This window comes from Solwaraspora sp. WMMA2056 (assembly GCF_030345095.1).
Lineage (GTDB): Bacteria > Actinomycetota > Actinomycetes > Mycobacteriales > Micromonosporaceae > Micromonospora_E.
On the sequence record NZ_CP128360.1, the window covers coordinates 5,503,865 to 5,528,536 of the forward strand.

Annotated in this window: 22 protein-coding genes, 1 tRNA gene and 1 pseudogene; 12 read left to right on the plus strand and 12 right to left on the minus strand. The window is 72.7% G+C overall.

What is annotated here, in order from left to right:
- Positions 1–17: 17 nt before the first annotated feature.
- From O7608_RS24815 to O7608_RS24825, 3 genes are read right to left on the minus strand one after another with little or no spacing between them, the layout of a single operon-like run.
- Complete coding sequence (locus O7608_RS24815; RefSeq protein WP_289206870.1) at positions 18–1,979, minus strand: DUF2264 domain-containing protein; 1,962 nt, start codon at positions 1,977–1,979, stop codon at positions 18–20.
- On the minus strand, positions 1,976–3,928 hold the full coding sequence (locus tag O7608_RS24820) for a heparinase II/III family protein (RefSeq protein ID WP_289206871.1): 1,953 nt from the start codon (positions 3,926–3,928) through the stop codon (positions 1,976–1,978). Before O7608_RS24820 ends, O7608_RS24815 begins: the two co-directional genes overlap by 4 nt.
- On the minus strand, positions 3,918–4,703 hold the full coding sequence (locus O7608_RS24825; RefSeq protein WP_289206872.1) for a sugar phosphate isomerase/epimerase family protein: 786 nt from the start codon (positions 4,701–4,703) through the stop codon (positions 3,918–3,920). The genes O7608_RS24820 and O7608_RS24825 overlap by 11 nt, the downstream gene beginning before the upstream one ends.
- Before the next feature lie 195 nt (positions 4,704–4,898).
- Here O7608_RS24825 and O7608_RS24830 point away from each other — a divergent pair, with 195 nt between their 5' ends.
- Both O7608_RS24830 and O7608_RS24835 read left to right on the plus strand, forming a co-directional pair.
- Positions 4,899–5,267 (plus strand): DUF805 domain-containing protein, encoded by a 369-nt coding sequence (locus O7608_RS24830; RefSeq protein ID WP_289206873.1) that lies wholly within the window; start codon positions 4,899–4,901, stop codon positions 5,265–5,267.
- 152 nt (positions 5,268–5,419) lie between these two features.
- Positions 5,420–6,271, plus strand: a complete 852-nt coding sequence (locus O7608_RS24835) for a hypothetical protein (protein WP_289206874.1) — start codon at positions 5,420–5,422, stop codon at positions 6,269–6,271.
- A gap of 128 nt (positions 6,272–6,399) precedes the next feature.
- Here the strand turns inward: O7608_RS24835 and O7608_RS24840 are convergent, their stop codons facing one another.
- Positions 6,400–6,978 (minus strand): TetR/AcrR family transcriptional regulator, encoded by a 579-nt coding sequence (locus tag O7608_RS24840; protein WP_289206875.1) that lies wholly within the window; start codon positions 6,976–6,978, stop codon positions 6,400–6,402.
- Between the two features lie 61 nt (positions 6,979–7,039).
- Here O7608_RS24840 and O7608_RS24845 point away from each other — a divergent pair, with 61 nt between their 5' ends.
- Both O7608_RS24845 and O7608_RS24850 read left to right on the plus strand, forming a co-directional pair.
- Positions 7,040–9,034: an SDR family NAD(P)-dependent oxidoreductase gene (locus O7608_RS24845; RefSeq protein ID WP_289206876.1), complete on the plus strand. Its 1,995-nt coding sequence runs from the start codon at positions 7,040–7,042 to the stop codon at positions 9,032–9,034.
- A gap of 86 nt (positions 9,035–9,120) precedes the next feature.
- A complete protein-coding gene (locus O7608_RS24850; protein WP_289206877.1) occupies positions 9,121–10,752 on the plus strand; it encodes a glycoside hydrolase family 43 protein in 1,632 nt (543 codons plus the stop codon).
- A gap of 154 nt (positions 10,753–10,906) precedes the next feature.
- Here O7608_RS24850 and O7608_RS24855 read toward each other — a convergent pair whose 3' ends face one another.
- The 4 genes from O7608_RS24855 to O7608_RS24870 all read right to left on the minus strand — a co-directional run bounded on the left by O7608_RS24855 (position 10,907) and on the right by O7608_RS24870 (position 12,838).
- On the minus strand, positions 10,907–11,482 hold the full coding sequence (locus O7608_RS24855) for a PIN domain-containing protein (protein ID WP_289206878.1): 576 nt from the start codon (positions 11,480–11,482) through the stop codon (positions 10,907–10,909).
- 3 nt (positions 11,483–11,485) lie between these two features.
- A complete protein-coding gene (locus tag O7608_RS24860; protein ID WP_289206879.1) occupies positions 11,486–11,944 on the minus strand; it encodes an excisionase family DNA-binding protein in 459 nt (152 codons plus the stop codon).
- A 327-nt stretch (positions 11,945–12,271) separates the two neighbouring features.
- Positions 12,272–12,346, minus strand: a tRNA-Val gene (locus O7608_RS24865).
- A 60-nt stretch (positions 12,347–12,406) separates the two neighbouring features.
- Positions 12,407–12,838, minus strand: coding sequence for a TIGR02611 family protein (locus O7608_RS24870; RefSeq protein WP_289211017.1), 432 nt, complete (start codon positions 12,836–12,838; stop codon positions 12,407–12,409).
- Positions 12,839–13,289: 451 nt separating this feature from the next.
- Here O7608_RS24870 and O7608_RS24875 point away from each other — a divergent pair, with 451 nt between their 5' ends.
- From O7608_RS24875 to O7608_RS24895, 5 genes are all read left to right on the plus strand, one after another.
- Complete coding sequence (locus tag O7608_RS24875) at positions 13,290–13,721, plus strand: SsgA family sporulation/cell division regulator (RefSeq protein ID WP_282226643.1); 432 nt, start codon at positions 13,290–13,292, stop codon at positions 13,719–13,721.
- Positions 13,722–14,057: 336 nt separating this feature from the next.
- Entirely contained in the window at positions 14,058–14,855 is a 798-nt protein-coding gene (locus tag O7608_RS24880; RefSeq protein WP_289206880.1) for a helix-turn-helix transcriptional regulator, read from the plus strand.
- Positions 14,810–15,265 (plus strand): RrF2 family transcriptional regulator, encoded by a 456-nt coding sequence (locus tag O7608_RS24885; RefSeq protein ID WP_289206881.1) that lies wholly within the window; start codon positions 14,810–14,812, stop codon positions 15,263–15,265. Before O7608_RS24880 ends, O7608_RS24885 begins: the two co-directional genes overlap by 46 nt.
- Positions 15,266–15,386: 121 nt before the next feature.
- Entirely contained in the window at positions 15,387–15,566 is a 180-nt protein-coding gene (locus O7608_RS24890) for a DUF4236 domain-containing protein (RefSeq protein ID WP_282226640.1), read from the plus strand.
- Between the two features lie 113 nt (positions 15,567–15,679).
- Positions 15,680–16,246 carry a potassium channel family protein gene (locus O7608_RS24895; protein ID WP_289206882.1) on the plus strand — a complete coding sequence of 189 codons (567 nt, stop codon included), beginning with the start codon at positions 15,680–15,682 and terminating at the stop codon, positions 16,244–16,246.
- Here O7608_RS24895 and O7608_RS24900 read toward each other — a convergent pair.
- Both O7608_RS24900 and O7608_RS24905 read right to left on the minus strand, forming a co-directional pair.
- The gene (locus O7608_RS24900) at positions 16,200–17,177 is read right to left on the minus strand and encodes a hypothetical protein (protein WP_289206883.1); all 978 of its coding nucleotides are present in this window, start codon (positions 17,175–17,177) and stop codon (positions 16,200–16,202) included. The two genes, O7608_RS24895 and O7608_RS24900, sit on opposite strands and share 47 nt — an antisense overlap.
- Before the next feature lie 47 nt (positions 17,178–17,224).
- On the minus strand, positions 17,225–17,746 hold the full coding sequence (locus tag O7608_RS24905) for a VOC family protein (RefSeq protein WP_289206884.1): 522 nt from the start codon (positions 17,744–17,746) through the stop codon (positions 17,225–17,227).
- 50 nt (positions 17,747–17,796) lie between these two features.
- On the opposite strand from O7608_RS24905, the gene O7608_RS24910 reads away from it, so the two are divergent.
- Together O7608_RS24910 and O7608_RS24915 are read left to right on the plus strand one after the other, a co-directional pair.
- Positions 17,797–18,270 (plus strand): MarR family winged helix-turn-helix transcriptional regulator, encoded by a 474-nt coding sequence (locus O7608_RS24910; protein ID WP_289211018.1) that lies wholly within the window; start codon positions 17,797–17,799, stop codon positions 18,268–18,270.
- A gap of 58 nt (positions 18,271–18,328) precedes the next feature.
- Positions 18,329–19,168 (plus strand): annotated as a pseudogene (locus tag O7608_RS24915) (tetratricopeptide repeat protein); the annotation flags it as partial.
- Positions 19,169–20,973: 1,805 nt separating this feature from the next.
- Here the strand turns inward: O7608_RS24915 and O7608_RS24920 are convergent.
- Both O7608_RS24920 and O7608_RS24925 read right to left on the minus strand, forming a co-directional pair.
- Positions 20,974–22,377 (minus strand): sensor histidine kinase, encoded by a 1,404-nt coding sequence (locus tag O7608_RS24920; RefSeq protein ID WP_421361258.1) that lies wholly within the window; start codon positions 22,375–22,377, stop codon positions 20,974–20,976.
- Positions 22,378–22,430: 53 nt separating this feature from the next.
- Positions 22,431–23,087, minus strand: a complete 657-nt coding sequence (locus O7608_RS24925; RefSeq protein ID WP_282226635.1) for a response regulator transcription factor — start codon at positions 23,085–23,087, stop codon at positions 22,431–22,433.
- A gap of 138 nt (positions 23,088–23,225) precedes the next feature.
- Here O7608_RS24925 and O7608_RS24930 point away from each other — a divergent pair, with 138 nt between their 5' ends.
- A complete protein-coding gene (locus O7608_RS24930) occupies positions 23,226–24,410 on the plus strand; it encodes a LolA family protein (RefSeq protein ID WP_289206885.1) in 1,185 nt (394 codons plus the stop codon).
- The last annotated feature ends 262 nt before the right edge of the window (positions 24,411–24,672 follow it).

Below are 24,672 nucleotides of genomic sequence, written 5' to 3' on the forward strand. Positions count from 1 at the left end.
TCGACAGCACGGACGGTTCAGCGGGGGGCGGCCGGCAGCAACAGGGTCGAGGTGTGCCCGTCGGGCCAGCGGACGGCGACGGTGTCCCCGTCGGGGCCGGCGGTCACCGTCACGGCCGGCAGCGGGCCGGCAGTGTCCGTCGGCACGCCGGTCAGCAGGACCGCCGCGACGTGCACCTGGCCGACGGTCGGCGGCGTGGCGGTCCGCAGCACCGGCACCGCCACGTGGTCACCCAACGGCGAGGTGGACCGCTCCCGGCGTACCAGTGCATGGGTGAAGCCGGCCAGGCCGACCAGCCGGGACGTGACCGCGGCACCGGCCACGACGCACGTCGGGGGGTCGACGCCGGTGCGCGCCGACGGCGCTACGGCATCCGCCACCGGCCAGCCGCTGAACTCCAGCACGGTGCCGTCGTCGATGCCGTCGGTCGAGTCGAGCCGGGCCAGCCGTACCTCGATCGCTCCGCGCACCACCGAGGCCATCGTCACCACCGGGCCCCGGCGGACCGGTCCGGCGCGGCCGGAGCCGTGGTCCGGGCCGGTGTCGTCGGCGGTGTCGACCCAGCGCGTCGCGGCCCGGGAGACCGCCTGGCCGACCCCGTCGACCACCCGGCAGTCGAGGGCCACGAACCCGTTGCGGTGGCCGCGTCGGCCGCCTGCGTCGACGAGCGTGACCGAGTTGTCCGACGGGTCGCCGACGGTTTCGCCGGTCAGCGGCGGCATCGTCGCCGTCGAGTAGCCGAGCCGGGCGTACAGCGGCGAGTCGGCCCGCTCGTCACCCGGCACCGAGTGGTCGGTGCCGTGGTTGACCACCCGGACCACACCGTCGCAGCGGGTGCCGGCGATCAACCAGCCCGGCGTCGGTGCCGCCACCAGCAGATCCGCCCGCTCGACCGGCAACGGCTCCTCGGTCGCCGTCCACACCGGATGATCGGCCGGCAGGGCCAGCCCCAGCATCCCCTTCGCCGCCCAGTACGGCGACCCGGGACCGGAGTACGACTGAGCCATCGCCGGCCACTCGTGATGCCAGCCCAGCGTCAGCAGCCCCCGCCGGTCCGGTGCCCCGTGCCCGTGGAAGTACCGCAGCATCCCGCTGGCCGCCCGGCGCAACTGCCCCGGCGGGGCCTCGGTCGCACCGGTCATCGCCGCCACCCACAGCGGCGCGGCGGCGGCGAACCGGTAGCTGAGGCTGCGGCCCTGCATCAGCGGGGCACCGTCGGCGCCGACCAGCCGCAGGGCGTCGTCGACGTACGCCGACAGCCGTGACCGCCACAGCTGGCGCAGGTCGTCGGGGCATCCGTCGCCGGCCTGATCCGCCCAGAGCAGCGGGTAGACGTGCAACGCCCAGCCGACATAGTGGTCGTAGGACCGTTCCGGGCCGTCGGAGTACCAGCCGTCGGCCCGGTACAGCGACTCGTGCACCGCCAGCCCCGACTCGATGTCCTGCGCCGACCAGGGGCCGCCGACCGAACGCAGAAACGTCTCCACGACGATCTGGAACCACACCCAGTTGATCGGCGGGTACGGCTGACCGACGACGGTCGCCAGCCAGTCGACGGTGCGTTGCCGGGTCGCCTCGTCGAGCCGGTCCCACAGCCACGGCCGGGTCAGGTGCAGGCCGAGCGCGATCGAGCAGGCCTCGACCTTGGCCTGGTCGAGGCGGTCCGGGCGCGGCCAGGCGGTCGGCGCGGTCGGATCGGTGCCGGCGCGCAGCCCGGCGGCGTACCAGTCGGCCAGCCCGTGCGGGTCGGCGCCGGCCTCACCGCGCAGCCGGATCGCCGCCAGCAGGAACGACCGGGAGAACGCCTCCAGCGAGTCGCTGTCCGGTCCGTACGCGCTGGCCGGGCCGGGCAGGTCGATCCGGGCGTGGTCGGGCGAGGCGTACGGGCGCAGCGCCAGCAGCATCCGGTCGGCGGCCGCCGCCCAGTGCGCGCGGGTGTAACCGCTGTACGGCGACAGCCGCCGGTCCTCGGTGATCATGCGGAGCCTCCGGAAATGGTCACGGTGACGGACCCGCTCGGGCGGGCTGGCAGGGTGAGGACCAGCCGGTGCACCGCGTCGCCCCAGCTCTCGCGCAGCAGTGGGTCGTCGACCGGCTGCCGCTGCAGTTCGCCGGTGCCCAGCCGCGGATCCCAGCCCAGCACGGCCACCGCGCCGTTGAGCGCCCGGACGGCGAGCCGACCGGCGCTGTGGGTCAGCGGTGCACCGGCGACGACGTGGTGCAGCCGCAGGTCGGCGGGGTCGTCGACCCGCCACCGCTCGGTGACGGCGACCGTCGACAGGAGGCGGTCCAGCCGTACCTGCCGCCGCCAGGACCGGCAGCCGGCCTCCGGCGGGTACGCGGCGGCCAGGTCGAGCCGCAGCGCGTCGGCGTCGGCGTCGGTGTCGACGACGACCGACGAGGCCCGGAAGGTGCGGCCCGGGGCCTGCCCGTGGCCGCCCACGACCGGCAGGTTGTGCCATTCGCTGCGGGTGACCCACTGCTCGTAGCGGCGGTCGGTGAAGGAGATCGCGGTGTAGGTGGGCTGGCCGAGGTCGACCAGCACCGGGGTGCCGTCGAGCGCGACGAGGTACGAGCCGACGTCGTTGTGGTTGTGGTTCTCGTCGTTGTGCCCGCCCTTGACCGCCACGGCCAGCCCGCGTGGGCTGCCGGCCCGCTCCCGGCTGACCAGCAGCTGCAGGTCGGGCAGCCAGGTGGTGGCGGGCAGCGGCGACGCGGCCGGCGGCAGGCTGGCCAGCGGCGGTACGGCCGGCGGCGGGGTCGTCCACTGCGGATCGGTCAGGCCGAGCACCGCCCGGCCCAGCCCGGCGTCCACCGTCACGGCGGGTTCACCCGGAACCCGGTGGCTGGCGGCGTGCGCCACGACCTGCTGGTCGCCGGTGGCCCGACCCCACCGGTGCAGCACCTGCCACGGCTGCGCGGCGCTCGGCCGGGCCGGCCCGTCACCGACGTTGACGTACCAGCCGTCACCGAGAGCCATCCGGTGCGGGTAGCGGGCCAGCTGCGGCAGCGGCGGCCACCGCCACGGGGCCAACTGTCCGTCGAGGACCCGGTCGAGCAGGTCGAGGGTCTCGGCCAGCCGGGCCGGGCCGTTCCACCAGTACGCGTACCCCTCGTCGCAGCCGCCGTCGGCGGGCAGCGAGCCGAGGTAGCGGTCGAGTCCGTCGACGACCAGATCCACCACCCGGTCCCGGGTCGGCGGATCGTCGACCAGGAACAGCGCGGCGGCCAGCAGGTGGCCGTGGATCCACGGGTTCCAGTTGTGCAGGTGCCCGTCCAGGCCGAGCCAGTGCCATTCACGACTGCCCAGGAACGGCTCGACCACCCGTACCCGGGTCTCCCGGCGGATCCGCTGGCGCAGCCCCGGCACCAGGTCATCGAGCGCCGCGCCGAGGATCAGGTCGGCCCAGGCCAGTACGGCCACCGTCTCGGCCGCGCCGAGGTCCAGGAACGGCCGGTCGGTGTCGGGCACCACCTGGCCGGCCTCGGTGGCGAACCGTTCGTGCGCGGCCCAGCACCAGGTGCTCTGCTCACACAGCTGCAGCAGCCCGTCGGCGGCCTCGTCGAGGTAGGGCTGGCCGTGCAGCGCGGCGGCCAGCGCCGCCGTGGCGGTACGCCGCCGCAGCTCACCGGCGGGCTGCTCGTACGCGGTGCGGACCCCGTCGCGCCAGTAGCGGGCATAGTCCGACAGCAGCAGCCGGGGCCAGGCGGTGCCCCGGTCGGCCTCGGCGGCGGCCACGACGGCCCGCACCGTCAGGTCGTCGGCGTACGGCCAGGCCGCCCGGCCGGTGCCGGTGGTGACCCCGATCGCCTGCCGCGCCCTGCCGAGCGCCGCCGCCCGCAGGCCCGGTTCCAGCGCCGCCCATCGGCGGGCGAGCGGCCCCGGCTCGGCCGTTGCCGCTGCCGCCGGCCCTGGTTCAGCCGCCATGACGGTCTGCGATCAGCTGGGCCAGCGACGCCGTCTCGGTGGCGACCCGGTCCGGGTCGTCGTCGACCACGAACTCCAACAAGGCGTCAAAGTCGCGACCGGCGGCGCGCAGCACCGCGAAGACCTCGGACCAGAGCCGGTCACGGGCGGTCAACGGCAGCCGCTCGTAGCGCGGCCACCAGGAGAAGACGTGCACCGCGTCGACCCAGGGCAGCACCTGGCGCAGGTCGGCGACGGCGGCGGCGTCGGGCAGGTCGAGCGGCGGCTGCCAGTACGTGCGTACCGCCGGATGATCGACCTCGGTGAGCAGCCGCAGCGTCGACGCGGCCGTGTCGGTCAACGTGCCCGAGTGGTACTCGAAGGCCAGGGTGACGCCAACGTCGGCGGCCCGCCGCGCAGCCGCCTGGGTGGCGGTCACGACCGCGCGGCGCTGGTCGGCGCTGGCCTGCGCCGAGCCGAGGTCACCGGCCCAGATCCGGACACGGGGGGCGCCGAGCGCGACCGCGCTGGCGAGTACGGCCGGGAAGTCCTCGGCCGGGTCGGCACCGACCCGGTGGTAGGAGCCGTACGAGGCGACCGTGACACCCCGGTCCCGGCCGGCGTCGCGCACGTCGGCGGCGGCCCGGACCTCCCCCGGCGGTACGTGGACGTCGGCTCCCCACTCGATGCGGTGCAGGCCGGCGCGGGCGGCGACATCGAGTACGGCGAGCGCCGACTCCTGCCGCAGGGTGACCGAACACATGCCACTGTGGATCTTCGGGCTCGTCGCCGGCACGCGCCCTCCTCGCTGGGTCGGCAAGCGCTTTCCGCGAGACCCTAGAGCAGCGGTTTGGGCGAACGCAACCACTACGGTCGACCGCCGCAGGCCCAGCTCGTCGAACGAGGTACGGGCGCACGGCTCTCAGCCTGACGCCACCTTCGCGTAGCCTGACGCCGCACTGCTCGACTTTTCCAAATATGGAGTCCCGATATGTCGTTCACCGCAGCTGTCCGCTCGGCGCTCACCCGGTACGTCGGGTTTCGCGGGCGAGCCCGCCGTGCGGAATACTGGTGGTTCGTCCTTTTCACGGCCATCGTTGCCGTCGTGGCGTCGATCCTCGACGTTACGCTGGGCACCGGCTTCGAAGGAGAGGGCATCGGCGTCTTCTACATGATCGCCATCCTGGGGATCGCGCTACCTTCGCTGGCGGTCGCCGTACGCCGCCTGCATGACACCGAACGATCCGGCTGGTGGGTGCTGATCTCGCCAGTCCCGCTGATCGGCCCCCTCACGATGTTGATCTTCACCGTTCAGGAGGGATCCCCCGGCCCCAACCGGTTCGGTCCCAGCCCGAAGTAGGCCGACGAGACCACCGAGCACCGACCTGAAGTCCGGTGGCCCAGCCACAGTGACGGGTTCGGCCGCCCATAAAGGATCTTGCGGAAAGTTGTTGGCGGCCGGGCCACGTCGTGCTCTCACCTGTGTCAGATCCCACGACAAGGGAGAACACAGTGAACAATCGACTGGTACGACTCACGCTGGCCGCGCTGGTGGTGGCCGCAAGCACCCTGGTCGGGGTGGCGGTGGCCGCTCCGGCGTCGGCGGTGCCCGGCCTGGTCTTCGTCAGCGGCGTCAGCGCCAACAACTCGACCAGCAGCAAGGAGGCACTCGCGGTCTGCCCGGCCGGCACCCGGATCCTCGGCGGCGGCGGCTTCATCAACGGTGGCGGGCGACAGGTCGGGTTCACCCGACTGCAGGCCCTCGGCAGCAGCGACCGGTTCGCCGCCGGTGCGGCGGAGAACGGCGGCTACGCCGGCAACTGGCAGGTGCACGCGTACGGCATCTGCGGCCAGGCCCCGGCCGGGCTGCAGTACGTCAGCTTCCAGACGGCCAGCAACTCCAACAGCTACAAGGCCGCGACGGCGAGCTGCCCGGCCGGCAAGCAGCTGATCAGCGTCGGTGCCCGCACCCTGAACGGTGCCGGCAACGTGGTGATCGACGACCTGCGGCCGAACGGGGCGCTGACCAGCGCCACGGTCACCGGCTACGAGGACGAGGCCGGCTACGCCGGCAACTGGAGCCTGTGGTCGTACGGCGTCTGCGCCAACCCGCTGCCCGGACTCCAACTGGTCACCACGACCTCGGCGGCGAACTCCACCGACAAGGTGGTCGGTGCCTCGTGCCCGGCCGGCAAGCGGCTGCACGGACTCGGTGCCGAGACCAACGGCGGGGTGGGCCAGGCCATCCACACCGGCACCTACCCGGACGCCACGCTGACCAGCGCCGTCGACATCTCGCTGGAGGACCCGACCGGCATCCCCGGCAACTGGTACACCCGCGCGTACGCGATCTGCGCGACCTGACCTGACCGGTCACTGTCGATGATCACCGGTGCGGCCGGCCCGTCGGGTCGGCCGCACCCTGTACGCCGCGGCTGATCCTGCACTGCCGCGTCGACGGGCACCGGATGCCGGCGAGCGCACCACCGTCGTCACTCGGGGAGATGGGCGACGGTCGCGGAGACGACGCGGGCGACGTACGTGTCGAGGTCCTCGCCGTCCCTGGGGTGCACGCTCCCCTCGACCAGCAGGGCGCTCAGCCCCTGGATCAGCGCCCACAGCCCGGTGTAGAACGCCTCCTCGGCGGCGGTGACCGGCTCGTCGCCGCGGCCGCGTACCGCGACGAGGACCGCGACCCGGACCCGGCCCAGTGCCTCGACGACCGCCGGGCGCTGACTGCACAGGTGGCCGGCCATCAACCGGAACACCTCAGGTCGCTCCTGAGCGAACCGGACGGCCTGCTGGGTCATGCCGACGAGCCGGTCCCGGGCGGTGTCACCGGTGACGCCGGTGATCCGTTCGAGCAGGTCGTCGCAGCCGTGGCAGGCGAGCGCGGCGAGCAGGTCGTCCTTGTCGGCGTAGTGCCGGTAGGGGGCGTTCGGGGAGACGTCGGCGGCCCGCGCGACGGCCCGTAGCGAGAGCCGGTCGGCGCCGTCGGTCTCCAGTAGGTCGAGACCGGCGGCGAGCAGGGCGGCGGCCAGGTCTCCGTGGTGGTACGTGCTCCGACCCATGTTGACACTGTACACACAATCGCGTATGTATACACCGCACACATTCGAAGAAAGGGACGTCATGACCGACCCCGCAGCGCCACTGACCCTGGCCCACGGCCCCGCACTGCCCAACCGGATCGCCAAGGCCGCGATGGAGGAGTTCCTCGCCGGCGACCGCCACCTGCCCGACGACCGCCTCGAACGCCTCTACCGGCGCTGGTCCGACGGCGGCGCCGGGCTCCTGATCACCGGGCACGTGATGATCGACCGACGCGCCATGGCCGACCCACGCGACGTCCTGCTGCAGGAAGGCACCCCGCTCGACGGCTTCCGACGCTGGGCGCACGCCGCGAAGGCCGGTGGCGCCCGCGCCTGGATGCAGATCAACCACCCCGGACGGGTGGTCCCCGGAGCGTCCGTCCGTACGTGGTCCGCCTCCGACGTCCCGATCGACGCCGGACGCTGGTCACGGCTCTACCCCCGCCCCACGCCCATGACCGAGGCACAGCTGACCGAGACCGTCGAGCGGTTCGCCACGTCCGCCGCCCTCGCCCGGGAGGCCGGCTTCGACGGCATCGAGGTGCACGCCGCACACGGCTACCTGCTCAGCCAGTTCCTCTCCCCGCTGACCAATCGCCGCACCGACGACTGGGGCGGCAGCCTCGACAACCGGGCACGCCTGCTGCTCGACGTCGTCGACGCCGTACGCGCCGCCGTCGGCGACGACTTCACCGTCGCCGTCAAACTGAACACCGCCGACTTCCAGCGCGGCGGCTTCGCCGAGGACGACGCCCGTCAGGTGGTCGCGATGCTCGCCCGGCACGGTGTCGACCTGGTCGAACTCTCCGGCGGCTCAGTCGAGAGCCTGGCCGTCAACGGTCACCCCGCCGACGGCCGGACCCTGGCCCGTGAGGCGTACTTTCTGGAGGCCGCCGCCGGAATCCTGGCCGACGCCCCGCTGCCGATCATGCTCACCGGCGGGGTGCGGCGGCGCGCGGCCGTCGAGAAGGTCCTCGCCAGCGGCGCCGCTGTCGCCGGTGTCGGCAGCGCCCTCGCCGTCGACCCTTCGGCGCCCCGGCGCTGGCTCGCCGGCCAGGACGCCGAGGTGGGCGCCGTGCGGGTGCAGTGGCGGGACAAGATCCTCGCCGCCGGTGCCGAACAGGCGCTGGTACGCCACCGCCTGGCGCAGTACGCCCACGGCGCCGAGTCCCCGGCGTCGCGCGGGCCGCTGCGGACGCTCCTCGCCGACCAGTTGCAGCGACGCCGCCTGGCCCTCCCACCACTCAACGGCACCACCGCCCTGCTCACCGGTGCGTCCAAGGGTCTGGGCGCGGCCCTGGCGGAGGAGTTGGCCGCCCGGGGCGCCGACCTGGTGCTGGTCGCCCGGTCGGCTGCGGCCCTCGACGAACTCGCCGCCACGCTGCGCACCGCCCACGGCGTACAGGTGCGGTCGGTGGCCGCCGACCTGGCGGCGTCCGACGGCGCCGACCGTGTGATCGCCGCGTTGGACACCCCGATCGACCTGTTGATCAACAACGCCGGAGCCGGCCCCGCCGGACCGTTCCTGGCCAGCCCGTTCGACGCCGCCCGCGACGCCGTCGACCTCAACGTCCACGGCCTGCTCGCCCTGACCTACACCGTCGGCACCGCCATGATCGCCCGTGGCACCGGCACCATCGTCAACGTCGGCTCCACAGCGGCCTTCCAGCCCATGCCCTACCAGGCCGTCTACGCGGCCACCAAGGCGTTCGTGCTCCACTTCACCGAGGCCCTCACCGAGGAGACGCGCGGCACCGGCGTCCGCGTCGTCGCCGCCCACCCGGGCGCCACCGCCACCTCGTTCTTCGATGGCACCACGGCCCAGGGGGCCCTTGCCGGCGCCGTTCCGGCCCGACAGGTCGCCGCCCGCATCCTTGACGACCTGGCCCGGGGCCGCGCCGCGTCCTACCCCGGTCGGGCCGCCGACCGTCCCTCCACCTGGGCCGCCCGCGTCCTGCCGCGCGGCGCGGTGACCCGCCTGACCGGCCGGCTGAACCGCTCGCTGGGCCTCGACGCGGTGCGTCAACTCGGATAACCCACCACCCCCTCGTCGATGACCGTCGATGAAAAACGTGGCATCGTCGAGGAGGCCGGTTCGGACGGCCCACGTACCGACGAAAGGTGACCGCCGCAGTGACCGCAGAACCCCCTGCCAGTACGCACACCTTCGGTAACCCGGTCGTCGCCGGCTTCCACCCCGACCCGAGCATCTGCCGGGTCGACGACGACTACTACCTGGTCTGTTCGAGCTTCGAGTACTTCCCGGGCGTACCGATCTTCCACAGCCGGGACCTGGTCGACTGGCGACAGATCGGCAACGTGCTCGACCGTCCCAGCCAGCTGCGGCTGCCGGCCGACACGCACGCCTCCGGCGGCGTGTTCGCGCCGACCATCCGGCACCACGACGGCCGATTCTGGCTGGTCACCACCAATGTGAGCATCGGCCGCCACCTGCTCGTCACCGCGACCGACCCGGCCGGGCCATGGTCGGATCCGGTCCATTTCGACCTGCCCCACGTCGACCCGTCGCTGGCCTGGGACGACAACGGCGACTGCTGGCTGACCGTCTCCGGGGTGCAGTCGTACCGCATCGACCCGACGACCGGCGCGGTCCTGGAGGGTCCGGTGGCGATGTGGTCGGGCAGCGGCGGCCAGTACCCGGAGGCACCGCACCTGTACCGGATCGACGGCTGGTGGTACCTCCTGGTCTCGGAGGGCGGCACGCACACCGGTCACGCCGTCTCGATCGCCCGGTCCCGCGACATCCGGGGGCCGTTCACGCCAGGCCCGGACAATCCGTTCCTCACCCATCGGGGGACCGACCGTACGGTGCAGGCCACCGGCCATGCCGACCTGGTCCAGGCCGCCGACGGCAGCTGGTGGATGGTGCTGCTCGGCATCCGCGCCAAGGGCCAGTGGCCGCCGTACCACGTGCTCGGCCGGGAGACCTTCCTGGCACCGGTACGGTGGGTCGACGGCTGGCCCGTCGTCGACCCGGTCGAGGAGACCATGGTGGCCCCCGCCGGCACCGCGCCGACCCTGGCCGCCCAGCCAGCCCCGGCCGCCCAGCCAGTCCTGGTCGGCGGCGCCGAGCCGGGCGGCTACCGCGACGACTTCGACGACACCCGGTTGGCGCACTGCTGGGTGTCGCTACGGGAGCGCCCGCCCACCAGCTGGTCACTGACCGAACGCCCGGGCCGGCTCACCCTGCACGCCGCCGGCACGACACTGGACCGCAGCGGCGCGACCGTCATGGCGTACCGGCAGCGGCACCACGACTGCCGGGTGAGTGTCCGGCTCGACCCCGGCACCGGCCGGGCCGGTCTGACCTTGCGCATCGACGAGGCCCACCACTACGACCTGGAGGTCGGCGACGGGGTGGCCCGCGTCGTCGGCCGGGTCGGACCGTTCCGCCAGACGTTCGGCGAACATCCGGTCCCCGCCGGTGACGTCACCCTGACGATCGCCACCAGGACCCGCCACCTGCTGCCTCCGACGGTGACGTCGGCGGCCGAGGCGGCGGCACCGGGTGCCCCGTTCGGGGTCCGGCCAGCCGGCAGTGACATGGTCAGCTTCGAGATCGCCGGTGACGCCGGCCCGGTGGTGCTCGCCGAACTCGACGGGCGGTACCTGTCCACCGAGGTCGCCGCCGGGTTCACCGGACGGGTCGTCGGCATGTACGTCACCGCCGGCAGTGCCGCGTTCGACTGGTTCGACTACCGGCCGGAGGATGGTTCACCGACTCTCAGCTGAGTGGTTCCGACACCACTGCGCCCACGGTCGCCCCGCCCCTGATTCGACGACGCTCGGGCGCAGCGCGAGGCACTTCCTCACGAATGGCCCGTCGTAGCGCCGTGCTCGAGAACGACGGCTTCGGTCAATTCCACGCTCAAGTGATCCGGCGCGGTCACGGCACATCTGAGACGCCGGACAGCGGCGACACACTTTGCCGAGCAGCCGCAGCGAACCGGCGCGCCCCAGCGCTGGCCAAATGATCGAGGACCTGATGGACCGTCAGCCGCGTACCGCGACGACCGGTGCTGGCTGCCTGCTCGCCAAGGACCCGCAGCAGTGTCCGCGGCTCACGGGCCCACATGCCCAGCAGAACCGCATCGGGATGTTCGGCGACCACTCCGTGGGGTTGGCAGGCGGCAAGCGGGAAGTCCCGCAGGTTGCAGGTGATGATCGAGTCTGCCCCGGAAGCTACCGCCGCAGCCAGCACATGACGATCCTTGGGATCGTTACCCATCTGGTCGATCAGCGACTCATACCCGGTGACCAGCGCGTCCTCGAACGCGACGTTCATGAACGCGATTCGTCGTTCGATCGCCGCCGGCGACACCGGCACGTGCCGTCGGACCTCGTCCAGAATGGCCGGTGACCAGCGCGGCAGGTACAACTCTTCCTCAGCCAGCCTCAGCAGGAAGTCACACAATGCATTGGGGATCAGGACGTTGGCGTCCAGAACCGCGAGCGTCGTCACGTGTCAAGCCGCGTCATCTGTCTCGACCGGTGCGGGCTGCCCGTACATACCCATCTCGACTGCGTCGGCGGTCAGCTCGTCGAGGATCGCCCGCCGGGCTTGACCACGCCGGTCCCGGTATGCCAGCACCTGGTCCAGCGGGATCCGGCGGGAGGAGTTCGGCCGCGAGTAAGCGATCTCACCGGCCTCCAGCAACTTGATCAACGTCGGCCGAGACACGCCGAGCAACCCGGCCGCCTCGGTGGTCGTCAACTCCCGGTCGACCGGCACGACCGCCACGCCACGGCCAGAGGCCAGCACATCGGCGATCCTGGTCAGCACGTCCCGCACCGACACAGGAACCTCCATCTGCGCGCCGCCGCGGCGCACTGCCAACTCCCCCGCACCGTCGTGCAACAAGCTGGCCAACTCGGTCAACGAGGGACGTTCACCATCCCCCGGCATGATCGCTTCCGTGGACATGAAAACCCTCCCGTCTGCCCGCCGGCACCGACCACCATCATCCCTCAAAGTGAAAAAAGTGCAAGCATTCCCGCCGACGTTCCGCTGATCGCGGGGAGCGTGGCTCGCAAACGGCCCATGGCGCGTATGACCAGGACAGAACGGGTGTGGGAACGTGCCGGAGGACCGATGGTCGGATACCGGCGCGGTGTTTTCGTCGGCACAGCTACGGCCAGTCCCGCTACCGGGGCGCGCACCTTGGATGAGATCTTCGGACCCGACGAGGAACCAGCCGTGGAAGCTCGAAAACTCAGGGGCCATGTCGAAGAATCGACATGGCCCCTGAACTGGTGGGCGATACTGGGATCGAACCAGTGACCTCTTCGGTGTGAACGAAGCGCTCTCCCGCTGAGCTAATCGCCCTCAGCGCGGACGACTGTACCTGATCGTCCCGCCCTGGCGCACATCCGGGGTGACCGGAGGTCAGTTCGTGGCGAGGTAACGCAGGAAGCTCGCGATCACGTCGATGCCGAGGCCGACCTTCAGCGAGATCGCCAGCACGACACCGACGAAGACCAGGCCGACGCCGGCGATGCCCAGCCGGACCGGCCAGGTCTGCCGGGTGGCCCATCTGGTCCACCGTTGCACATGTCGGCGCGCGAAGGCGAGCAGCCGCTTCGCCCAGTGGAACTCGACGCCCCAGATCGCCAGGCCGCCGAAAACGATCAGCCAGCCCGGACCGGGCAACGGGATGAGCAGCAGGCCGAGGATCACCACGAGGGCGCCGAGGACACCGACGCCGACCTTGAGGGCGATCCGGCCGGTCGGGTTGGACCGGATCAGCGCCAGGGTCACCCGGACCCGGTGGCGCAGGCCGGTGGGCGTACGGGGGGCCTGCGGACCCGGTCGGTCCACGACACCGACCGCCGAGGCTGCGCCGCTGTGGTGCCCGTTGGAGTGTGGGTGCGACTCCGGTTCCACGCGTACCCCTTTCGGCCCGGCCTCGCCCTCAGCGTCGCCGGCAGGTTCGTACTGCGCGTGACCCGGCGCTGAATTCTCGGTCATCCGCTTCGCGGAGGAGGGTTTTATGGCCATTTTGCCCCTCATTGTCGCCTGCCCCGTCACCACAGGGCACCACTGGACGTTACCGGAGTGAGTCGACGTCCGAGACCACCCGACGCCGGACACATCCAGTTACCCAAGCAGAACCGGACAAGCCACCTAAACAAGACATTCTTGGTGTGTCCCGGAGCCGCTTCCCTCTACTGGGTGAGATCAGCGTTAGACGGAGCGTAATCAAATGCAGGACCTGAGTATGGGGAAAGCGGGGCGGGCGTCCCGCAGCGGTGCCGGGGGGAGAACGTCCATGAGTGTCATCCGACCAACGACCGTCGAGGTCGAGACGTCACTGCGGCTCATCGCGCCGGACGCTACCGCGCTGCCGGTCCGGGCCAGCCTGCGCTATGAACCTACCGATCCGTACGCCGTCCACGTGCTGTTCCACGCGGAGTCGGCCGGCGGCGAGGCGGTCAGCTGGTCCTTCGCCCGCGAACTGCTGGTCACCGGACTGGACGAACCAGCCGGTATCGGCGACGTCCGGGTCTGGCCATGGGCGACCCCGCGCGGCGACTACGTCGCGCTCGCCCTGAGCTCGCCGGACGGCAACGCGCTGTTCGAGGTGCCCCGCAGCGTCCTGGTCCGTTTCCTGCGCCGCACGTACGTGGTGGTGCCCCGCGGCCGCGAGTCCGAACACCTGGACGTGGACACCGCGGTCAACCGGCTACTCGCCGGACGGTGATCGGAACGGTCGGTTCCCGCCGGTCACGGCGGCGAGCCCGGCCGTTTCGCGTGACGGGAGTACGGCGATGCGCCGTACTCCCGCCGCCGATGGTGCCGTCGAGCCGGCCGACGACGCCGTCGAACCGGCCGAAGCCCGGTCCGCCGGTCGCAGCGGATGCGCCGGTGGCGCGAGCCGGTTACGGTCGAGGCGATGGTCCCACCCGATCAGCCCGCCCGCCGGACTCCGACCCACTCGCCGGAGCCACTGGGCAGGGAGATCAGCGCAACTACCCTCAGTAGTGCACGCAACACGGAAGTGCCACCGCGACCTCGACTTCTGGCCCACGAGGAGCTGGTGCTGGTCACTGCCGGTCACGGTAGCCACGAGATCGATTTCGTCCCGTACCCCTGCCGACCCGGCACCCTGCTGCGGGCCCGCGCCGGTCAGGTCACCCGGTCGGGCGGTCAGGCCGGGCTCGACGCGATCGTGGTGCGGTGGACCGTGGACGGGCCGGCGGAACCGTCGGCGGCGGACCGGCCCGCGTACTGGCAACTGGTCGGCGAGGACGCCGACGCGCTGATCAACGAGGTCAGCCAACTGGTGGTGGACAGCGACCGACCGCGTCGCTCCCCCGTCGTCGACGACCTGCTGCGACACCAACTGCAGGTGATCCTGCTGCGGGTCGCCCTGCTCACCGACGAGAACCCGTTGGCCGACCCGGTCGGCGACGCCTCGGTGCGCGGTGACACCTTCCGGCGCTTCCAGGTGGAGGTCGAACGCGACCACGCCCGGACCCGACGGGTCGAGGAGTACGCCGAGCGACTGTGCTGCGCGGTACGCACCCTCACCCGGGCCAGCCTGAGCGTGACCGGGCGGACCGCCAAACAGGTCATCGACGACCGCGTCACGTTGCAGGCCAAACGACTGCTCGCCGCCACCGATCTGCCGGTCGCCGAGATCGGGCAGCGGCTGGGGTTCGGCGAGCCGACGAATTTCGGGCGGTTCTTTCAACGCGAGGCCGGCTGCAGTCCGGGTACGTTCCGCGCGACAGTCGGCGAGCACCCTCCGGTGGCCGAGCTGGTCGCGACAACCGGCATGATGGGGGCGTGCAGATCTCCGCGCGCGGCGACTATGCGGTACGGGCAGCACTGATCCTGGCTGCGGCGTACCCGACGCTGATGTCCACCCAGGCGATCGCGGCCGAGCAGGACATGCCGCGCAAGTTCCTCGAAGCGGTCCTGGCGGACCTGCGTCGCGGCGGGGTGGTCCGCGCCCAGCGCGGCGCGGAGGGCGGCTACACGTTGACCCAGCCGCCCCGCGACATCACGATCGGGGCGGTCCTGCGGGCCGTCGACGGACCGTTGGCGGGGGTACGGGGTCTGCGCCCGGAAGAGACCCGCTACGACGGTGCCGCCGAGAACCTGCCCCGGCTGTGGGTCGCGGTACGGGCGGCGGTACGCGAGGTCGTCGACGAGGTCAGCCTGGCCGAGGTGCTCAGTGGCCGGATGCCTGCGCACGTACGCAAGTTGACGTTGAAGCCGGACGCCTGGGAGTCACGCTGACGGCCGCTCTCCCTCAGCGGGCACCGGCTGGCGCGACCGCGCACAGAGGACGCGTTTGCCGATCGACCCGCCCGGGAATTGTCGACGCCATCCGCAGTCGGCGATCGAAGGGAGCAGGGCGATGGGTGTGATGTTCCGCAAGCGGAAGCGTTTCGGTCCGCTGCAGTTGAACTTCACGGAGAACGGCTTCTCCTCGTGGACGATCCGGATCGGCAAGTGGTCGTGGAACTCGCGGGCGCGGGCCCACCGCTACGACCTGCCCGGACCGTTCTCCTGGAAGCAGGACAAGTCCCGCAGTTGACGCCCGGTCCGCCGGTGCCCCACCGGTGACGCGGACGGTATGCGGCCGCAGGTGGTCGGGGTGTGACGAGAGTTCCTCGCCGCACCCCGACCACCTGTGGCAATAATGACTTTATGTCCAAAATCTCCGGTACGGCGGACGAGCCCGCATCCGAACCGTCGCAGGCCGAGCAACGTCGGCACCGGGCCGAGGTGTGGCACACCACCCTCATCTGCCTGCTGATGGTCGCGCTCTACTATCTGGTACCGATCGAACCCGACGTCTCCGGGGTGCACCGCGTCGTCCGCGCCGTGATCACCACCGTCGGCGTCGTACTGGTCGCGACGATGGTGCTGCTCCAGATCCGCCGGCAGATCACCGTCGACCCGTCGGACATGCGGCTCGCCCGGCTGGCGATCACCCTGGTCGGCGGCGTCATCGCCTTCGCCCTCGCCGACCTGGTCATTTCCTTCAGCGACCCCGGCCAGTTCGTCAACATGACCACCAAGACCGACGCGCTCTACTTCGCCATCGGCACCCTGACCACCGTCGGGTACGGCGACGTGCACGCCAACGGTCAGGTCGCCCGGGCCGCGGTCTGCGTACAGATGCTGTTCAGCGTCGGTGTCCTCGCCACCGGCGCCTCGCTGCTGGTCAAACGCTGGATCGAACGGGCGGACCGGCAGCCGGCAGCGCGCTGATCCGCACGTCCCCGCCGAGCCGCCCGGCCACCGGATCCCGCCGGACCAGGTCGGCGTCGAGCAGCTCCCCCAGCGCCCGGTTGACGTGCGCCGGCCGGTAGACCGTCCGGGTCACCGCGACGCTGCGCAGCTCGGCCACGGTCTGCGGGCCGTCGGCGGCCAGCAGGTCCAGCACCACGCGTCGCAGCGGTTCGAGCTCCCCTGGCCCGCCGGGGGTTGTCGGCACCGGCGCGGCGACCTGCTCGCCGGGAATCCGTAGCGCCGCACCGGCCAGCGCCCCGGCCCCCCACAGGGCGTCCTTGAACGCCTCGATCCGCCGGCCCGACCCGGTGGCGAAGGCGATCAGCGTCGTCGTCGCGCCCCGGGCCGGCGGCACCGCCGGCCCCGGCTCATCCGGTAGCACCATCTCGACCTCGGTGACCAGCGGGAACCCCGCCCGGGTCAGGGTCGCGCGCAGCGACACCGACGGTGGCGCGCCGCAGATCAGCAGTTCGGCGGGGCGCCCGACGGTCAGTGCCGCCCACGGCGGTGGCTCCGGCGCGGGTGCACCGGCCAGGTCGACGTGGCAGAACAGCGGCGCCCAGGCGGCGGTCGCCGCGGTCAACGCCACCGGGATCATCGCGGGGCCGCCGGCCAGCAGGTGCAGTGCCACGGTCCGGGGCAGGTCCGCCTCGGCGGCACCGAGGCGGGTCGGCAGGTCGACCGGGTCCGACGTCCCCCCGGCGAGGGTGACGATCGTCAGCTGCCGGTCGGGGCGCGGACCGGCGGCGGCCACCGCCCGCAGCGCCCCGTCGGCCGCGCCGCCGTCGGCCCCCTGGTACGCCTGGACGAAGGTGGCCCGCCGGGACTCCCGCAGGGCGGCCGGCACCCAGCTGCCGAGATGGCGGGCGAGCAGTTCGCGGTGGACGGCGTCGGAGCGGTCGGGTGTCATGCGTACCGTTCTACCGGCCGCCCTCGCGGTCGCTGCCGGCAGGCCGGTCAGCCGGGCACCGAGACCCCGACGCCGCCCCGGGTCTGGGCACCGTACCGCTGCTTCTCCCGACCCAGGTCCAGCGGTCGGATCCGCTTGCGCGCGGTGAGTGCCTGCTCGTCGAGCTGGTCGGCCGGCACCAGCCAGACGATCTCGAACTCCAGCCCGTCGGGGTCCTTGCCGTACAGGCTCTTGGTGGTGCCGTGGTCGGAGGTGCCGACGAGCGCCCCGGCGGCGGCGAGCCGGGTCGCGAGCGCGTCGAGGGCGTCGAGGGTGTCGACCTCCCAGGCCAGGTGGTAGAGGCCGACGGTGCTGCGCCCGGCGCCGGAGGGTCCGGCGTGCGGGCCGATCTCGAACAGGCCCAGGTCGTGGTCGTTGGTGGACCCGGGCGCCTGGAGGAAGGCGGCGCCGGTGAACCCGTCCGGGGTCATCGGGACGACCGCGAAGCCGAGGACGTCACGGTAGAAGGCCAGGCTGCGGTCGAGGTCGGCGACGAAGAGTACGGCGTGGTTGAGGCGGTGGATTCCCATGTCACGAACAGTAGCGCGATTTAGTTGAACCCTCAACCATTGCCGGTATGATGGGCGTCATGACCCGCTGGCTCGACGACGACGAACAGCGCACCTGGCGCGCGTACCTGCACGCCACCCGCGCCCTCAACGCGACCCTGGACCGGGAGCTGCAGAGCCAGGCCGGGATGCCGCACGCCTACTACCAGATCCTCGTACGGCTGTCCGAAGCGCCGGGGCGCACGCTGCGGATGAGCGAGCTGGCCGAGGCAACCGACTCCTCGCGCAGCCGCCTGTCGCACGCCGTGGCCCGGCTGGAGGAGAACGGCTGGGTACGCCGCGAGGACTGCCCGACCGACCGGCGCGGCCAACTGGCGGTGCTGACCGCACCGGGCTTCGCCGCCCTGGCCGCGGCCGCGCCCGGCCACGTCGAGGCGGTCCGTCGACACCTGTTCGACCAGCTCACCCCGGATCAGGTCGATCAGCTGCGGAACATCAGCGAAGCGTTAGTCAAGCATCTGACGGGTAACAATCCGCCATCATGAGCGAACTGTCCCACATCAGACCCTTGTACTGACCGTCGTCGGACACGCACGATGGGACGTGTCTCTCGGCCTGGGCGAAATCACCACGCAGGCGCACGGCCTGATCGGCGTCGGCGACCTACCCGCCGCGCGGAATCTGCTCGCCGCCGCGCTGGCCGACACCGACCCCCGACCGGCGAACGCCAGCGCCGAGCAGGCCGACGCCGCCGGCCTGCTCGCCCGGGTGCTGGTAGCGCTCGGTGACGCCCCGGCGGCCCGGGGTTGGGCCGCCTACGCGTACTCGGCCAACCAGCGGATGCACGGCCTGACCGACGAACGCACCATCGGTGCCGCCGCGACCCTCGCCGCCGTCCTGCACCGGGTCGGCAGCCACGCCCGCGCCGCCCACCTGTACCGGGAGGTGATCGACGAACTCTGCGCGATCGACGGCCCGGAGTCGTTGCGGGTCCTCGCCGCGCACGCCGACCTCGCCACCGTCGAGTTCGCCCGGGGCCAGTGCGACATCGCGCGGGACCGCCTGGAGGACGCCTGGGAGCTGCACCGCGAGGTGTACGGCGACGGCCACCCGGCCGGGATCAGGATGCTCGCCCGGCTCGGTGCGATGCAGCGTGACTGCGGCCGGCTCACCGAATCCGACATGAGTCTCTCCCTCGCCGTCGACCTGTGCCGGGCCCACCTGCCCGCCGACCACCCGCTGACCCACCAGGTACGCACGCTGACGGAGTCACCCTCCGACGCCACCCACCGCTGCGGCGGCGACGGTCCCGCCCACGACGACGTGCCGGTGCTGCCCGACGACGCACCCGGGCCGGGCGGCGGCGACGTCGGCGGGCCTGGCGGGCCGCCGGTTCCCCGGGCCCCGGCTGATCCACCGCCTGGCCACACCGTCGGCGCACCCGCGACGGCCAACGGACACCCGACGGCCAGCGGTCACTCGACAGCCGACGACCAGATGGCGGCCAACGGACGCCCGGCGGAAGACGACCGGATGCCGGCCGACGGCCAGGCGGCCGGCCGGCACGAGCCGCCCTGGGCCCACGCCGATCCGCCCTGGGCGCAGGCCGGTTGGATCGAACCGGAGCCGCCCTCGGCCGAACTGACGGACCCGACGCTCGCCCCCACGTTCTGGGCCGAGCAGCCCGAACCCCAGGTCGCCCAGGATTCGGTCCACAGCGACACGTCCGGGCGCGGCGCTGACCGGCACCGGATCGACCCGCCCTGGCTCGACATGCCGGCCCCGCCACCGCCGCTGCCCGAGTTCGACACCGACGCGCCCTGGGCCCATCGCGGCTGGATCGAACGGGACCCGGTCCGCACCGACGCCGACGACCCCGTCTGGTCGCCCACCGGCTGGTTGGCCGAGGAGACCCGCTCCGACGCGGCGGCGCCGGCCGGGTCGGCGACCGGCAGCACCGGCGAGCGACCCGACGACGGTACGGACCTGCTGGACCCACCGCCCGGACCTGGGTCGGAGGCATCCGACCAGCCCGGGGCGGCGGCACACGAACTCGGGCCGGAATCGACCGAGAACGGCCGTGCCACCATCCCGCCGCCCCGGGTGCCGCTCGACGTACCGCCCGGTGGCCAACGCCCGGACGTCGGCGCCGGCACGGATCCCGACGCCGACGGCGGCCGGTGGCTCTTCGACGAACCCTGGTGGCCGCCGGAGCTCGCCGGCGACGACGAACCACCGCCGGTGCCGCCGACGGCGGGTGAGTCCGGCCCGTCCGGCCCGGTCAGCCCGTTCGGCCCGGTCCGCTACCGGGCCACCGGCGGCGCGCCCACCGAGCCGCCCGCCGGCGACGGGTCGGCGACGGCCGACCGGGGCGGTGCCTCGCCTGAACCGTTCCCCCCGGACGTCCCCGCGTTCGTGCCGAACCCCCGGGCCCCCCACTCGGCCGGCCACTGGTCGGCCTCCACCACGACCGAGGCACCCGCCAGCCCGTACGGCGACGAGGTCACCGCCGATCCGGGGCACAACGGCCACGGCACCGACGTCGACGCCACCAGCGGCCGACGGCCCGACGACGGGTCTCTCGTCGTCGGATCGGCGGCCGCCGAGAGCGGTACCGGCGGCCGCACCGCGTCGTCGGGGACGCTGTCGCGGCTGCCCCGACGCGAGATCAGTCGGCTCCCGGACCGCCGTAGCCGGTTACCGGTACGGCGTCAGCGCGGACACCTGGTGCCGGTCCCCCGGCCCGCACCGAGCCCGCCACGACCACGTGCGCCGATGCTCGTGCTCACCGGCGTCGTGGTGGTGCTGCTCGGCGCTGCGGCCGTCGTCGCCGGAGTCAGCCTGGTCGGTGACACCGGTTCGCCGACGACCGCGCCCTCGGCGGCCGGTACGCCGCCCGCGCCCGCCAGCGAACCACCGCCCCCACCGGCACCCGGCACCCCGCCCAGCGAGGTCGGCATGCGGGACAACCGGGACAGCGTGACGTTGACCTGGACCTATCCCGCCGGCGCCGAGGGGCAGGTGCTCATCTCCGGAGGCAGCAGCGACCAGGAACCCCGGGCGTTCATGACCCTGCCCGCCGGGTCGAACAGCTTCGTGGCGTACGGGCTGGACCAGTCGATCGACTACTGCTTCACCGTCGCGGTCGTCTACTCGGCCGACGTGATCGGCCAGGCCGCACCGGTCTGCACCGATCGTGGCCAGGCCAGGTGACCGACGGCGGCCACGCCCGCCCCGACCGTCGCTGGTCAGTCGACGTCGACCGGATCGACGTCGCCGAGGTCGACCGGTAGCCGGACCCGGACCCGCAGACCCCGGTACCCGACGTCGCGGTCGGGCTGGGCGTCGGCGAGGTCGACGGTGCCACCGTGGCGACGGACCAGCTGAGCCACGATGGCCAGCCCCAGCCCGGTGCCGCCGGCGTCGCGGGCCCGGGCGTCGTCGAGTCGGGTGAACCGGTCGAAGACCCGCTGCCGGTCGGCCGCCGCGATCCCCGGACCGTCGTCGACCACCATCAGCTCATGCCAGTCGTCGTCGCCGGGCCGGGCCGTCACCAGCACCCGGCGGTCGGCGTGCCGGACCGCGTTGTCCAACAGGTTCGCCAGCACCCGCCCCAGCGCGTCCGGGTCACCGGCGGTCCACAACGGCTGCGTCGGCGGCACCACCCGTACCGGCGGCTGCGGATAGCGGGCCGTGACCTGCGCGATCAGCTCGCCCAGCTCCACCGGACCGACCGGACCGAGCAGCGAACCCGGCTCACCCGTCGGCTCCTGATCCGCCCGGGCCAGCAGCAGCAGGTCGTCGACGAGCCGACCGAGCCGCTGGCTGTCGGCGAGCAGCCCTTCGGCCAGCACCGGCCAGTCGGCGCGGGCCCCGAGGCGCTGCGCCACCTCCAGCTGCGTCCGCAGGCTGGTCAGCGGACTGCGCAGCTCGTGGGCGGCGTCAGCGACGAAGGAGCGCTCCCGGGTCCGGGCCGCCGCCAGCCGGTCGAGCATGTCGTTGAGCGTGACCGCCAGCCGATGGATCTCGTCGCCGCCGGCCGGCACCGGCAGCCGACCGGACCGCTCCCCGCCGGTGAACCGCGCGGCACCGGCGCGCAGCCTCTCCACCGGCCGCAGCGCAGCGCCGACCGCCCGCCACACCATCACCCCGACCCCGGCCACCAGCAGCGGAACGGCGAGCAGCACGATGAGGCGCACCAGTGCCACGCTGCGGGAGATGTCGGCGATGGACCGCCCGACCAGGACGGTCCCCGGATTCTCGCCGTCGGTGGGCACCGCGACCACCCGGACCGGCCCCTGCAGACCGAGCCGGTCACCGGGGATCACCAGGGCGTCGCCGGGGTCGGCGGCCAGTTCGTCGCGTTCCTGCGCGTACAGCATGGGGACGAGCCGGTCGGCGCCGATCGACGCGGCCCGCACCCGGCCCTGATCGTCGAGCACCTGGACCCGTACCTCGTTGCCGGCGACCGGCAGCGGATCGGGCAGTGCGTCGGCGGCCACCAACTGGGCCACCGCCTCACCCGTCGTCCGCGCGTCGGCGTCGGCGCTGCCTTCCAGAGCAAGTGCCAGTACGGCGGTCAGTCCGAACCCGCCGGCGACCAGCCCGACGGCCAGCCCCAGCACGCTGATGACGGCCAGCCGGGAACGCAGGCTCAGTCGCCACCCCCGGTGTGGGCGGCGCGTCGGTGGGGACGGTGGCCCGGTCACGGCCGGAGCCGGTAGCCGGCGCCCCGGACGGTCTCCAACCGGTCCCGACCGATCTTGCGGCGCAGGTAGCCGACGTAGACCTCGACCGCGTTGGGGGCGGTGTCGACGCTGGCGTCCCAGACGTGGTCGAGCAGTTCGATCTTGGAGACCACCTCTCCCGCCCGACGCATCAGGTACTCGAGCAGGGCGTACTCCCGGGCGGTCAGGGCGATCTCGGCATCGGCCAGGGTGACCCGCCGCCGCGCCGGGTCCAGGCTCAGCTCGCCGACGGTGAGCACCGCCGGCCGCTGTGGGGCACCGCGCCGCAGCAGCGCCCGCAGCCGGGCCAGCAGGACGACGTACGAGAAGGGTTTCGTCAGGTAGTCGTCGGCACCGCAGTCGAGGCCGTCCGCCTGGTCGTACTCGCCGTCCTTCGCGGAAAGGATGAGTACGGGCAGCCAGTTCTCCTCGGCCCGCAGCTGACGCACCACCCGGTAGCCGGACAGCCCCGGCAGCATCACGTCCAGGATCATCGCGTCGTACCCGCCAGACCTGGCCGATTCCAGCCCGGCCGGGCCGTTCGTCACCACGTCGACCGCGAACCCTTCCTCCTGCAGCCCCCGCCGCAGGGCATCAGCCAGCCGGACCTCGTCCTCCACCACCAGCACCCGCACCGGTCCAGGGTGCCATCATGGGTACCCGGCCCGCCGTACCCGGCGGTGTCCGAGCTGAGCGCGTTCACAGCTTGATCCTCCGCTCTCAGCGTCGTCTCAGCCCGTCCGGTGCAGCATGGGTCCCAGGAGGTGCCGAAGATGTCGGTATTCACAACCCGGCCAGCGATGCGCTGGCTGGTGCCCACGGCCGCGGCGGCGGTGCTCATCGGGGGCGGCGCGGCCGTCGGCGCGCTGGCCGCGTCGGCCGACCCGGTGCTGCCGCCGCGCAGCGCCGAGCAGCTGCTGGTCGACCTGCAGACGGCCCAGGTGGACGGCATGTCCGGAACGGTCGTGCACCGCGCCGAGCTGGGGCTACCGGGGGCGTTGAGCCTGCTCGGACAGGCCGGCGGCGCGGGCCTCGGCTCACTGATCGACGGTACGCAGACCGTGCGGGTCTGGTACGCCGGGCCTGACCAGGCTCGTCTGGCCATGGTGCGGACCCTGGGCGAGACCGACGTGATCCGCAACGGGCGCGACGTGTGGATCTGGTCCAGCCAGGAGAAGCAGGCCACCCACTTCGAGCTACCCGAGGAGGCGGCCGAGGTGGACCCCACGACCCTGCCCGAGGCGTACGTCACCCCGCAGGCGGCGGCCGCCGAGGTGCTGGCGGCGATCGACCCGAGCACCGAGGTCTCGGTGGGCCGGGCGGCGGAGATCGCCGGACGCACGGCGTACGAGCTGGTGCTCGACCCGCGGGACACCGCGTCGCTGGTCGACGAGATCCGGATCGCGATCGACTCGGTCGAGTACGTGCCACTGCGCCTGGCGGTGTACCCGGTCGGTGCCGAACGGGCGGCGATCGAGACGGCCTTCACCCAGGTCAGCTTCGACCGACCGGACGCGGAGCAGTTCACCTTCAACCCGCCGCCGGGCACCGAGGTCACCGAGGCGGGCGAGGACCACGCCGACCGTGACAAGCCGGGGCAGCGACCGGACGGGCTGCCGGGCGGCGACGACGCCGACTCGCAGCTACCGGAGCTCCTCGACTCCTTCGCCGCCGACGACAGCGCGGTCCGTACGGTCGGCGAGGGCTGGGGCACCGTCGTGGTCGTGGCACCGCCGGCTGAAGTGAGTGCCGAGGCACAGCAGCGGGCCGGTGGGTCGACCGAGGGGGCCGAGGCGCTGCAGATCCTGGGCGACCTGCCGCAGGTCGACGGGGCGTGGGGCAGCGGCCGGCTGCTGTCCAGCGCGCTGTTCACCGTGCTGCTGACCGACGACGGCCGAATCCTGGCCGGCGCGGTGACGCCGGAGCGGCTCTACGAGGTGGCCACCGAGACCCGCTGACCGGGCGGCACTTGACCGGTCCACTACCGGCACCGACACGGGTTCACCCCGGGTCGGTGCCGGTAGTCGTATGCGGAGGCAGGAGGGCGGCGACGGCGAGACGTCGACACCCGGCGGGCCAACTTAACCGGTTGCGTAGCTGGAAGACATCGGTCTAATCTGATGCCTGCGCGAAGGGCCGGGTAGTTGCCGACATCATGCTGACCGAGGTCAGCGGTGTCTCACCGCCCGTGACGACACGGGCCTCTACCCGAGGTAGGTC